Consider the following 12,611-nt stretch of genomic DNA (forward strand, 5'->3'; position numbering starts at 1 on the left):
GTGTCAGATGACGACAACTTTAGGTGCTTTTCAAGCAACCCTAATCCAACGGCCGTCCACACTGGACTCAGTCCAGAACGGACAGCCGGTAGAAGCGCCAGAAGTCGTGCTCGATCGGCAGCACCGTGCTGGCGAATCCGGCCTGCGCCGCCCACCGGGCCACCGTCGGCGCCCGCAGCGCGGTCCCGGCCGCCTCCACCGGATGCTCGGCCATCGTCGCCGGCAGGCAGTGCAGCACGCTGAAGGCGTACTGCAGCCGCTCGATCTCATCGGCCGGCGCGGTGAACTCGTCGGCGACCTTCTCGTCCGCGACGAGCAGCACACCACCGGGCGCGAGCAGCCCCCGCACGGTCCGTAGCACCCCGACCGGGTCGCCCATGTCGTGCAGCGCCTCGAAGATGGTGACGAGCGCGTAGTCGCCCTCCGCGGCCGCCGCGTCCTGCCGCAGGAACGTGACCCGGTCCGCGAGCCCGGCCGCCGCCGCGGCCCGCCGGGCGTCGGCGATCGACTCCTCGTCCAGGTCGACGCCGGTGACCGCGGCCCGCGGGAACGCCTCGGCGAGCGCGAGGGTCGACGCCCCGGCCCCGCACCCCAGGTCCATCACCCGCGCGGGCGCTTTCGTGAGCCGCTCCACCACGTCAGGCAGCGCGGGCAGCCACTCCTGGGCGAGGCTGTGCCGGAAGCCGGGCAGGTTCATCGCCGCGATGCCGTCCCTGGTGAACGACCCGTACGCGGCATACGGCACGCCGCCGCCGGTCCGGTACGCCTCGGCGAGGGCCGGCAGGGCCTGCGCCACCCCGGCGAACACGGTGACCAGACCCACCCCGGAGGCCGGGTGCGCCGGGTCGAGCAGCACGTCGGCGGCGCCGTCGGGCAGGCGGAACGTCCGCTCCGCAAGTGACGTGCACTGCAGGTAGCCGGCCGCCGCCTGCTGTTCCAGCCACTCGCGGGCATACCGCCGGTCGATTCCGGCCCGCTCGGCGAGGACCGCGTCGGTGGCGCCGGGATGCTCGTGCAGCACGCGGTACAACCCCAGTTGGATGCCCAGGTGCACGCTGAACAGCTCGGTGCCGGCCAGCAGCTGCCCCAGCAGGCGCTCGGTCAGGTCCATGGTCCCGGTGTCGGTCCCAGCGTCGGTCACGGTGTCAGTCATGCCGTCAAGGTTGACCCCGTCCGCCGTCGAACCGGGTACAACCGGAGTACGTGAACTGTACGAGGATCGTGGGAGCACCCGCGAAAGGTGATCGTGAACCTGAGCATCGGGGTCCTCGGCCCCCTGGAGGTCAGCCTCGACGGCCGCCCGTTGCACATCACGGGTGGCCGGCAGCGTGCCCTGCTCACCGCACTGGTGCTGGGCCGCCCAGGGGTGCTCGGCGTCGAGCGGCTCGCCGCGCTCGTCGTGCCCGAGGCGGCCGGTGCGGACGCCCGCAACGCCACGCAGACGTACGTCGCCCGGCTCCGCCGCTCGCTCGGCCCCGCGGCGGGGTGCCTGCGGACCAGCCCGCCCGGCTACGTCCTGGACGTGCCGGCCGGCACGGTCGACGCGGAGCGGTTCGCGGCGCTCGCCGTCCCCCGCCCGGCTGAGGGGGCGCTCGACGCGCTGTTGCGGCTCGACGCGGCGCTCGGCCTGTGGCGGGGGCCGGCCTACGCGGAGTTCCCCGACCTCGCCCGCGCCGAGTCCGCCCGCCTCGCCGAGCTGCGCCGCGACGCCGAGGAGACGCGGGTGGAGGTCCTCGCCGGCCTGGGCCGGACCGCGGAGGCGGTCGCCGCGGCGGCGGCCCTCGTCGCCGCCGACCCCGGCCGGGACCGGGCGGTGCGGGCCCTCGTGTCGGCGCTCGCCGCCGCGGGCCGGACCGCGGACGCCCTCGACGCCGTCCGCGCCCACCGGGTGTGGCTGCGCGACGAGGCCGGCCTGGACCCGTCGCGGGCGCTGCTCGCCCTGCAGGCTGGCCTCCTGCGCGAACCGGCCCCGCCCGGCCCACCCCATCGCGGCACCCCGGCACTGCCCACCCCCCGCCCGGCTGCCGCGCTGAACGGCCCGGCAGCCGTGCATGACGTCCCGACCACCGCGCAGGACCGCCCGGCGGCCGTGCAGGCCGGCCCGGCCGCCGGGCAGGACCCGCGCGCGGCGGCGGCGCGGGACGCGGGTGGGACGGACGTGCGGGACCCGCGCGCGGCGGCGGCGCGGGACGCGGGTGGGAGGGATGTGCGGGACCCGCGCGCGGCGGCGGCGCGGGACGTGGGTGGGAGGGATGTGCGGGACCCGCGCGCGGCGGCGGCGCGGGTCGTGGGTGGGAGGGAGGTGCAGGACCCGCGCGCGGCGGCGGCGCGGGACGTGGGTGGGACGGACCTGCGGGGTGCGGGCGAGGCAAGGAGTGACGGCGCGGCGGAGGCGCAGGGCCAGGGCACGGTGGGAGGGCACGCCACAGGCGGCAGGGGCACGGCGGGACGGGCGCCGGAGCTCATCGGTCGGGAGCGGGAGCTGGCCGAGGTCGCCGCGCTGCTCGAACCCGGCCGGGTCGTCACGCTGATCGGTCCGGGCGGGGTCGGTAAGACCAGTCTCGCCGCAGCGTGCGCCGTGACGTGGTGGGTCGATCTGGCCGCGCTCGGGGACCCGGCCGCGATGGCCCCGGCGGTCGCGGCGGCGGTCGGGCTCGTCGTGGAAGGGCGGCTCGGCGACCCGCTCGCGGCGTGGGCGCGGGGCGCCGACGGGCTGCTCGTCGTCGACAACTGTGAGCATCTTCTCGACGCGGTGCACGAGCTGCTCGGCGGGATGTTGGTCGAGGACTGCCCGGGGTTACGGGTGCTGGCCACCAGCCGGGAACGCATCGGGCTGGCCGCCGAGCGCTGTTACGTCGTCGAACCGCTGGCCGGCCCGGCCGCCGTGCGCCTGTTCACCCTGCGGGCCGCGGCCGCGGGGCCGGTCGAGGCCACGGAGCGGGTCGGTGCGCTGTGCGAGGCCCTCGATCGGCTGCCGCTGGCCATCGAACTGGCCGCGGCCAGGGTCGGCGCGCTCACCGTCGACGACCTCGCGCGGCGGCTCGACGCCCGGCTCGTGCTGCTCGACGCCGGTCCCCGCGGCCGGCCCGCCCGGCACCAGACGCTGCGGGCCGTCGTGGACTGGTCGTGGCGGCTGCTCGGAGAGCGGGAGCGGATCGCCTTCGCGAGGTTGCACGTGTTCGCGGCCGGGATCGACCTGGACGCGGCCGAGGCCGTCATCGGATACGGCGAGCTCACCGCCGCCGAGGTCGCACATGTGGTCGCGCTGCTCGCCGAGCGGTCGCTGCTGACGAGGCCGGGGACCGTGGGCGTCGGCCGGTACCGGATGCTGGTGAGCCTGCGGGTGTACGCCGCCGAACTGCTCGACGAGGCCGGCGACCGGGAGCTGCGGTTGCGGCACGCGACCTACTTCGCCGGGGTCCTGGAGGAGGCAGCAGTGGGACTTTCGGGGCCGAACGAAGCGGCGTGGGTGCCGGTCATCGAGGGCGCCCTCGACGACGCGCGGCAGGCGTGGCAGTGGTCCCGGGTGCACGCGCCGGCGGTGGCGGTCCGGATCGCCGGGGCGGCCGCGGAGTTCGGGTTCTGGCGCCTGCGTGCCGACCTGCTCACCTGGTCGACGCTCATCCTGCGGGAGGCGGGCGATCAGGCGGCGGTGCTGGTCGGCGCGGCGTACGGCGCCTGGCTCGACGGTGACTTCGGCACCGCCGCCCGGATCGCTCAAGGTGCCGTCGACGCGGGTCACGCCGGCGCCGCGGACCTGCTCGGCGACATCGCGCTCATCCAAGGGGATCTCGACGGGGCCGAGGCGCACTACCGGCAGGCGATCGCGGTGCTCCCGATCGGCACAGCGGCGCGGGCCGTCGCGATGGCCAACCTCGCGCTGCCACTGGCATACCGGCAGGACCCCGCGGCCCGGCCCGCCGCCGAGGCCGGGCTGGTCGAGGCCCGCGCCACCGGCAACCCGTCGGCCCTCGCGTTCGCCCTGTTCGCCCTGGCGGAGGCGCACGGCGACGGTGACCCCACCGCCGCGATCGGCGCCCTCGACGAGGCGCTGCGGCTTGCGGACTCGGTCGGCAACCGGTTCGTCGCCGGGGTCACCCGCACCGCCATGGTCGCGCTGCGCGGCCGGCACGGCCCACCCGGGCCGGCCCTCGCCCTGTTCGCCGGCGCGATCCGGCACTGGCGGACCACCGGCGGCCGGCCGCTGCTCATCATCGCGCTGCGGAACCTGGTGGTGCTGTTCGCCCGGACCGGCCGGGACGTGGCCGCGATCGAGCTGGCCGCTGCGTTGGACGCGCCGTCCGGGGTGTACGGCGCCGAGGCGGAACGGCTCGCCCAGGCACTCGGCGCCGTCCGGGTCCGCCTGCCGGTCGCCACGGCCGAGGAGGCGTGGCGCCGGGGCAGCACCCGCAGCGCCGACGAGGCCGCCGCGGAGGCCCTGCGCCACCTGCCCTGACGAACGTCAAAGCGGAGGCCCTGCGCCACCTGCCCTGACGAACGTCAAAGCGGAGGCCCTGCGCCCCCTGCCCTGACGAACGTCAAAGCGGAGGCCCTGCGCCACCCGCCCTGACGAACGTCAAAGCGGCCGCCGCGGTGAAAGTTCCACCGCGACGGCCGCCGGGAAGACCTCAGTTGCCCTTGACGCCCTTGCCGCTGCGGAACAGCTTGACCATGCCGGCGAAGAAACGCTCCATCTCCGAGCCGAACGGGTTGTCGCTGACCACGTAGGTCCAGGTGGCGCTCGGGCGGACCAGACCGGCGTCGGCGGGCTGCCACTCCGGCCCGTCGATCTCGAGCTCTTCGAACTCCTTGACCGTGCGGTCGTCGATCTCGGCGAGCAGGCCGCGGAAGGCCGGGATCGCCTCGCGGTGGAACTCGTCGAGGGGATCCTGAGCGCCGAGGACCCGCAGGTGGATGCCCTCGCGGAGCTCGCTCATGTCGGCCAGGTGCTCCGACCAGGCACTGTCGGCGTGGAAGAGCGCGATCGTGCGGGCGATGCGCAGCACCTCCTCCTCGCCGAGCTCCTCGGCCAGCTCGTTGTAGCGGTCCGGGGCCCGCTCGGCGAGCAGCTCGCCGGCGGCGTCGGTGACGAGGAGCTCCTCGCGCCGCTTCGCGTGCAGCTGGCGGTGCTGGTCGAGCAGGTAGTTGTAGCGCCAGGTGTTGCGGTGGATCTCCAGGTTGACGGTCTCCGCGACGCGCTGCGCGGAGCCGATCGCCCAGCGGACGTCCTCGTCCTCGATGGCGCCGTCGGCGTCGGCCTTGCCCATCGGCATCGGCTCGGGACCGTAGCGCTCGATGAGCTGGTCCTCGAGGCTGACGAAGAACATCGACTCGCCGGGGTCGCCCTGCCGGCCGGCGCGGCCGCGGAGCTGGTCGTCGATGCGACGGCTGTCGTTGCGGGCGGTGCCGATGACGAACAGGCCACCGAGGCCCTCGACCCGCTCGCGGTCCTTCTCGTCGCTGCCGCCGAGGCGGATGTCGACGCCGCGGCCCGTCATCTGGGTGGAGACGGTCACGGCGTTGAACGAGCCGGCCTCCGCGACGATGCCGGCCTCCTTCTCGTCGTTCTTGGCGTTGAGCACGACGCACTCGACGCCTTCCTCGGCGAGGGTGGCGGCGAGCTGCTCGGACTCGGCGACGCTGAGCGTGCCGACGAGGACGGGCCGGCCGGTGGCGTGCATCGCGACGATCTCGTTGACGACGGCGATGTCGCGCTCCTCGGCGGAGGCGTAGACGCGGTCGGGCCAGTCCTTGCGGATGTTGGGCAGGTGCGGCGGGATGACCGCGACCTCGAGCTTGTAGAACTCGCGGAGCTGGTCGCCGACGGGCAGGGCGGTGCCGGTCATGCCGCAGATCTTCTTGTACTGCGTCAGGAACGCCTGGACCGTGATCGTCTGCAGCACGGTGCCACCGCCGCTGCTGCGGATCTTCTCCTTCGCCTCGACGGCGGCCTGCAGGCCGTCGGGCCAGCGCCGCCGCTGGGCGACCCGGCCGCGGAACTCGTCGATGAGCTCGACCTTCTCGTCGCGGACGATGTAGTCGACGTCGCGGACCAGCAGCGCCTCGGCGTGCAGCGCCAGGTTGACCGCGGTGAGGGAGTCGACCTGGTCGGCCGCATAGAGGTCGATCTCCAGCAGCGCCTCGACCTTGGCCAGGCCCTCCGTCGACAGGTGCACGGTGCGGCCGTCGTCGACGACGTCGTAGTCGTGGTCGCGCCGCAGGCCGCTGACGATCTCGGCGATCGCGACCGGCGAGTCCTTCTCGTCGATGGTCGAACCGGCCAGGACCAGCGGGACCTTGGCCTCGTCGATGAGGATCGAGTCGGCCTCGTCGATGATGACCGTGCCGAACTCGCGGTGCACCCGGTCGGCGGTGTCCGTCACGATGCTGTCGCGGAGCAGGTCGAAGCCGGCCTCGCTGACGGAGACATACGTGATGTCGGCTGCATACGCCGCGCGGCGCTCCTCGGGCGTCGAGGACTCGTTGACCCAGCCGACGGTGAGGTCGAGCAGCTCGTAGACCGGGCGCATCCACTCGGCGTCACGGCGGGCGAGATAGTCGTTGACCGTGATCACGTGGACCGGGCCCATCGCGGCATATCCGGCCGCGGCGATCGCGGCGGTCAGGGTCTTGCCCTCACCGGTCGCCATCTCCACGACGTGACCGGCGAGGAGCACCTGGGCGCCGAGCAGCTGCACGTCATAGGGGCGCTCGTCGAGGGCACGCTTGGCGGCCTCCCGGCCGAGGGCGCACGCCTCGACGAAGTCCTGCGGGTCGTCCCGCTGGTGCAGCGCCGTGGCGGCGGCGCGGAGCTCGTCGTCGGTGAGCTCGGACAGCTCGGCCTCGCGCTCCTCGATCAGCGGCAGAAGAGCCTGCATCGGCTCGAGGTCGATCGTGGTGCCGGGCTGCTCCTGCAGCTTGCGACGCCACGCGTTGAATTTGCTCACCAAACCCATGGCCCCCACGATACGTCCCCGCCCGGCGGACGTGTGCGCCCCATCACGGCCGCGCCCGCCACAACGGCAAAACGCGAGCGACAATGATGCGGTGGAGCAGTTGAGCGGGCTCGTCCGGCGGGGTGGGGTGGTGGTCCTCAGCGGCGCCGGGCTGTCCACCGAGTCGGGCATTCCGGACTATCGCGGTCCGAGCGGGCTGCAGCGCAACGCGGCGCCGATGACCTACCAGACGTTCACCGGCGATCCGGTGGCCCGGCGGCGCTACTGGGCGCGCAGCTACCTGGGCTGGCGCACGATCGCCACGGCGGCGCCCAACGAGGGCCATCGCGCCGTCGCCCGGTTGCAGCGCGGCGGGCTGGTCACCGGTGTCATCACGCAGAACGTCGACGGCCTGCACCAGGCCGGCGGCGCCGACCCCGTCATCGAGCTGCACGGCGGGCTGGACCGGGTGGTCTGCCTGGACTGCGGCGACCTCACCGCGCGCACGGCCCTCGACGTGCGGCTGCGGGCGGCGAACCCGTCGTTCGCCGCGCTGAGCGGGGGGATCAACCCCGACGGCGACGTCGATCTGACCGACGAGCAGGCCGCGGATTTCGCCACGGTCGGCTGCGAGGGCTGTGGCGGGATGCTCAAGCCCGACGTGGTGTTCTTCGGCGAGCAGGTGCCGATGCCCCGGGTGGCGGCGAGCTTCGCCCTGGTCGAGGCCGCCGCCGCGCTGCTGGTGCTGGGTTCCTCGCTCACGGTCCTGTCGGGCCGGCGCTTCGTGATCCGGGCCGCCAAGCTGGGTGTGCCGATCGCGATCGTCAACCAGGGTCCGACGAAGAGCGACGAGCTGGCCGGTGTACTGGTGGACGCGCCGCTCGGCAAGACCCTCAGCCAGCTGGCCGAACTGGTCGCCTGAGCCCGTACCGCCGCAGCAGGAAAATCAGGGTGCCGCCCAGACCGACAGGGCGTGCCGGACCAGCTCCGCGTTGCCGCTGACCGGGGCGCCGTCGGGGCCGGTGAGGGTGTCCTCCAGGCCGATGCGAGTCGGCAGCCCGAGCCGCCCGGCCAGGGCGACCATCGGCCAGCACCGCTCGCCCTCGCCGTGCAGGAGCCGCTCACCCCGGACGCCGATCTCGTCGAGGTGGGCCAGGACCGCCACGGCATCGGTCTGCGGCGACATGACCTCGACGAGGATCCGGGGCAGGTCGTCCATGATGGACAGCGCCGAGGCGTCATCCACGGACCAGACACCGGCCTCGATCGCGACGCCGAGCGACCGCAGCGTGCCGACCAGGTCGGTGAGGCCGGGCTCGGCGACGTTGACGGAGGCGAAGTCGGGGCGCCGGACCGGCGGGAGCTGCGCCCAGCCGGCGACGGCGCGCTGCCGGGCGGCGGCGTCCCGGTCGGTGATCCACAGCCCGGTGGTGACCCCGATCGGCGTGGCCGGGCAGACCTCGCGGACCGCGGCGACGGCGGCGCCCACGTCGGCCGGATCGAGCGACTCGAGCCCGTCGGCGTCCCTGGGATGCAGGTGCACGGCCTCCGCGCCGGCGGCGACCGCCTCCCGCGCGGCGACGGCGAGCTCGGCGGGCGTGCAGGGCAGGGCCGGGTGCTCGCCGGGGCGGCGACTGCCGTTCAGCGCGACCTTGATCCGGGCGATAGGGCGCAACACGGGACAAAGTCTAACGGCAGTGCACGGACCCCCGACGGCCGGCGGGGCCTTCGGGGGTCGGACGTGCGATGCCGTGAGGTGCGGTTATGGGATGACAGGTGGCTCTGGCTGGTGCGGCGACCGCCAGGTCCAGACGCCTCCGGCGACGCCGACGGCACAGATCGCCAGGACCGTGCCCGCGACGCTGCCGGCGGCCAGGCCGACGACGACGCCGAGGACTCCGGCGACGGCGATGGCGACCGCGGTGATGCGGCGGGGTGTGACTCGGCGGGTCATCGCCCGGTTGAACCCGTTGACGAACCGCGTGTCATTGCGCAGTGCGGCTTCGATGTCCGCGAGCCGCTGCTGCTCGCTCTCGCTGAGCATGATGCTCAACCTCCTCCGACGGGCCTGCCCGGTGCGCGACGTGTACCCGCTCCGCTCGATGGTCACACACTTCTGCGGGTTTAGGGTCGGTCGATTTGGCGCCAGTGGGAAACTCCCAGCCTGCCAGGTGGTGACCTGACCTGGTAAATGCACCATATGTCGCTTCTCGCGTCCTGCGAGCCATGGTCCGATGTGCCATCCTCTACGGCGAATCAGGTCAGTAACGGGGAGGGCGATCGTGGATCCGTCGCAGCAGTGGCCATACCCGCAGTAGGGCCAGCCGGGTCCGCAGTATCCTCAGCAGGGCCAGCCGCAATACCCGCCGCAGCAGCCGGCGCCGCAGCAGCACCCGCCGCAGCAGCCCACCTACGGCAATCAGCCCTACTCGGCGGCGCCGTACAACATCGCGCCCAACTCGGCGTTGCCCTACAGCGGGCCGCCCGCCAACGCCTACCAGCCGCCGGCATGCTCCCCGTGCCGCCGCCGTCGCGCAGCAAGCTGCCGATGGTGGTGATCTCCGCGGTCGTCCTGCTCGCCGTGCTGGCGGTGTCGATCGTGATCGTGGCGCTGTCGAAGAACAAGAAGGCCGATCCGGCTGCCGGCCCCGGCACCGCGCCGACGTCCCAGGCCGGTCCGGTCGACCCCTGCCTGGTCGGCAAGTGGAACCAGACCGGTTTCCAGAAGACCGTCGACTTCGCGGGCACCGACATCGAGAAGCGCGAGAGCATCGGCAAGGTCCCTTCGCCCGGTACGACCGGGTCAAGTAGTCCGCGCCGAACCCCTCGATTGGCGCTGCCCGTCGAGGGGTACTGCGACGGCATGACCGGCCGGCGCAGCGGCTCGGGCCGGTCATCGGGGGCGCAGCCTTGGGGTCAGGCCGGCGCCGGAGCGAAGCGGAGGCGACGGCATGACCTGGATCGCGCAAGTGTCCGACCGTGCGAAGGCGCGACTGACCACGGCCCGCCGGACCGGCGTGGTCCCCGAGTTCCGCCACGAGGAGTCCGACCGCGACGTGCTCGTGGTGGACCAGCGTTCCACTGTGGACGACGGCATCCCGCACGGGGTACGGGTGGCCGGGGCGTGGGCGTGGCGGATCGTGCTGTTCATCGCCGCCGCGTACCTGCTGCTGCGGCTCATCGGCGCGTTGCGGCTCATGGTCATCCCGGTCGTCGTCGCGCTGCTGCTCGCGGCACTGCTCGAACCGGCCGCGGCCGGCCTGCGCAAGCGGGGCGTGCCCCGGTCCCTCGCCGCCGGGCTCGTCCTCGTCGGCGGGCTCATCGTCGTCTTCGGCGGCCTCGGCGTCATCGTGCAGACGTTCATCGCCCAGTTCGACAGCCTCAGCGAACAGGTCGCCGGCGGCATCAACGAGATCCGCGACTGGCTCGCCAAGGGGCCGCTGCACATCTCGAAGGAGCAGGTCGACTCCGCCATCGACGGGATCGGCGGCCAGCTGTCCTCGAACCGTGGCGCGCTCACCTCCGGCGCCCTGACCACCGCCACCACCATCACCGAGGTCCTCACCGGCTTCTTCGTGGTGCTGTTCACGCTGTTCTTCTTCCTGCGCGACGGCGGGCTGATCTGGGAGTTCCTCTGCCGCCTGCTGCCCGGCCCGGCCCGCCTGCCCGCCGCCCGCGCCGGCCACTACTCGTGGTTCACGCTGGTGTCCTACGTGCGGGCCACCGTCCTGGTCGCGTTCGTCGACGCCGTCGGGATCGGCATCGGCCTGGCGATCCTGCGGATCCCCCTCGCGCTGCCCCTCGCCGCGCTGGTCTTCCTCGGCGCGTTCATCCCGGTCGTCGGCGCGACCCTGTCCGGCGCCGTCGCGGTGCTCGTCGCCCTCGTCACCAAGGACCCGCTGCACGCCCTGCTGGTGCTCGCCATCGTCATCGCCGTGCAGCAGTTGGAGGGGCACGTGCTGCAGCCGCTCATCATGGGCCGCGCGGTCTCCCTGCACCCCCTGGCGGTGATCCTGGCGATCACCACCGGGGTCGTCGCCGCCGGCATCGTCGGCGGGCTCGTCGCGGTGCCGCTGCTGGCGGTCGGCAACACCGCCGTCCGGTATCTCGTCGCCCATCCGGACGGCGAACCGACCCCGGACAAGGAGCCACCGGGCACCCAGCCCTCCGACGAGTCCGACGGCGGCCCCATCGCCTCGGATCCGGCCGCCGATCCCGCGCCGCCCGGGGAGGATCTGCCGGACGCGGACACCTCCGGCAGCACCGACTCCCACGAGTAATGTTGATCGAACGCACCGTCATACGTCGTGAGGAGCTGTCATGCCACTGAGCGGAGAGTACGCACCGGGCGCCGCCGACTGGGCCAACGAGCAGGCGGTGCTGTTCGAGCGGACGAACGGCGCGGAGGGCAACACGCTGCGCGGCCGCCCGATCATCCTGCTCACGACGCTCGGCGCGAAGACCGGCAAGCTGCGCAAGAACCCGCTGATGCGGGTCGAGCACGACGGCGAGTATGCGGTCGTCGCCTCCAACGGCGGCGCCCAGAAGCACCCCGTCTGGTATCACAACCTCGTCGCCCACCCGCAGGTCGAGCTGCAGGACGGCCCGGTCCGCAAGGACTACAGCGTCCGTCTGGCCACCGGCGAGGAACGCGCCGCGTGGTGGAAGCGCGCCAACGAGACCTGGCCCGACTACGAGTCCTACCAGACCAAGACCGACCGGGAGATCCCCGTCTTCGTCCTGACGCCCGTCAGCTGAGGTGACCGTCGCAGACCCGGTCCTGCTCGCGCTGCTGGCCATGCAGCGGCACTCGTGGGAGCAGGGCGTCGCCTCGCACGCCCTGCTCGACCTCGGCCACCCCGGCCTCGCCCGGCTGCTCGCCCTCGACGCGGTCGTGCACCAGAGCGCCGACGGCCGGCTCGGCACGGTGGGGGAGGAGTCGGGTTCGGTCAACGGCGCCGCCTGCGGCGAGGCCCTGATCGGTCACCCGGCGTTCGAGTCCCAACTCGAAGCACAACTGGACTGGCTGCTGTCCGGCGCGCCCCGGGCCACGGACGGCACCCTCTTCCACGTCGTCGGTGGCCGCGAGGTCTGGGCGGACACCGTCTACATGGTGGTGCCGCTGCTCGCCGCGACCGGCCACCCGGACGAGGCCACCCGGCAGGTCGCCGGCCACCGGGCGCGGTTGTGCTCCGGCGGCCTGTACTCGGCCCGCTGGGACGAGGACACCGCGACCCGCACCGCCGCCGAGCACTGGGGTACGGGCAGCGGCTGGGTCGCCGCCGGCATCGCCCGGGCGCTGCGGCACGACCCGTCCCTGCGGCCCGCCCTCGCCGGCCACGCCCGGGAGGTCGTCGACGCGTGCCTCGCGCTGCGCCGCCCCGATGGGCTGTTCGGCAACGTCCTGGACGACCCGGCGTCGTTCCCGGAGGCGAACATCGCGCAGATGCTGGCGTACACCATCTGCACCGGCGTCGCGGACGGCTGGCTCCCGGCGTCCTACGCGGCGACCGGCCGCTCGCTGCTGGCCTCGGTCGCGCCGCTGGTCACCGCCGACGGCCTGGTGACGCAGGTCTGCGGCGCCCCGACGTTCGACCGGCCCGGCACCTCGGCCGAGGCCCAGTCCTTCCATCTCCTGGCGAAGGCCGCGGCGGCCCGGCTCACCGGGTGACGTGA

At 73.6% G+C, this 12,611-nt stretch carries 9 protein-coding genes; 5 read left to right on the forward strand and 4 right to left on the reverse strand.

Annotated elements, in window-relative coordinates; all coding sequences use genetic code 11:
• Positions 1–67: 67 nt before the first annotated feature.
• Positions 68–1,153, reverse strand: coding sequence for a class I SAM-dependent methyltransferase (locus tag ACFPIJ_RS62915; protein WP_380129150.1), 1,086 nt, complete (start codon positions 1,151–1,153; stop codon positions 68–70).
• A 93-nt stretch (positions 1,154–1,246) separates the two neighbouring features.
• Between ACFPIJ_RS62915 and ACFPIJ_RS62920 the strand changes: the two genes are divergently transcribed.
• A complete protein-coding gene (locus ACFPIJ_RS62920) occupies positions 1,247–4,456 on the forward strand; it encodes an AfsR/SARP family transcriptional regulator (RefSeq protein ID WP_380129151.1) in 3,210 nt (1,069 codons plus the stop codon).
• A gap of 172 nt (positions 4,457–4,628) precedes the next feature.
• Here the strand turns inward: ACFPIJ_RS62920 and secA2 are convergent, their stop codons facing one another.
• A complete protein-coding gene (secA2, locus tag ACFPIJ_RS62925; RefSeq protein WP_380129152.1) occupies positions 4,629–6,956 on the reverse strand; it encodes an accessory Sec system translocase SecA2 in 2,328 nt (775 codons plus the stop codon).
• A 91-nt stretch (positions 6,957–7,047) separates the two neighbouring features.
• Between secA2 and ACFPIJ_RS62930 the strand changes: the two genes are divergently transcribed.
• Entirely contained in the window at positions 7,048–7,857 is an 810-nt protein-coding gene (locus ACFPIJ_RS62930; protein WP_380129153.1) for an NAD-dependent protein deacetylase, read from the forward strand.
• A 24-nt stretch (positions 7,858–7,881) separates the two neighbouring features.
• Here the strand turns inward: ACFPIJ_RS62930 and ACFPIJ_RS62935 are convergent, their stop codons facing one another.
• Both ACFPIJ_RS62935 and ACFPIJ_RS62940 read right to left on the reverse strand, forming a co-directional pair.
• On the reverse strand, positions 7,882–8,613 hold the full coding sequence (locus tag ACFPIJ_RS62935; RefSeq protein WP_380129154.1) for a 3-keto-5-aminohexanoate cleavage protein: 732 nt from the start codon (positions 8,611–8,613) through the stop codon (positions 7,882–7,884).
• Between the two features lie 84 nt (positions 8,614–8,697).
• Positions 8,698–8,979: a DUF3040 domain-containing protein gene (locus ACFPIJ_RS62940; protein WP_380129155.1), complete on the reverse strand. Its 282-nt coding sequence runs from the start codon at positions 8,977–8,979 to the stop codon at positions 8,698–8,700.
• Between the two features lie 907 nt (positions 8,980–9,886).
• Between ACFPIJ_RS62940 and ACFPIJ_RS62945 the strand changes: the two genes are divergently transcribed.
• From ACFPIJ_RS62945 to ACFPIJ_RS62955, 3 genes are read left to right on the forward strand one after another with little or no spacing between them, the layout of a single operon-like run.
• Complete coding sequence (locus ACFPIJ_RS62945) at positions 9,887–11,215, forward strand: AI-2E family transporter (RefSeq protein ID WP_380129156.1); 1,329 nt, start codon at positions 9,887–9,889, stop codon at positions 11,213–11,215.
• Positions 11,216–11,255: 40 nt separating this feature from the next.
• The gene (locus ACFPIJ_RS62950; RefSeq protein WP_380129157.1) at positions 11,256–11,693 is read left to right on the forward strand and encodes a nitroreductase family deazaflavin-dependent oxidoreductase; all 438 of its coding nucleotides are present in this window, start codon (positions 11,256–11,258) and stop codon (positions 11,691–11,693) included.
• 1 nt (position 11,694) lies between these two features.
• On the forward strand, positions 11,695–12,606 hold the full coding sequence (locus ACFPIJ_RS62955) for a glycoside hydrolase family 88 protein (protein ID WP_380129158.1): 912 nt from the start codon (positions 11,695–11,697) through the stop codon (positions 12,604–12,606).
• Positions 12,607–12,611 lie beyond the last annotated feature (5 nt).

The organism is Dactylosporangium cerinum, assembly GCF_042653625.1.
Lineage (GTDB): Bacteria > Actinomycetota > Actinomycetes > Mycobacteriales > Micromonosporaceae > Dactylosporangium > Dactylosporangium cerinum.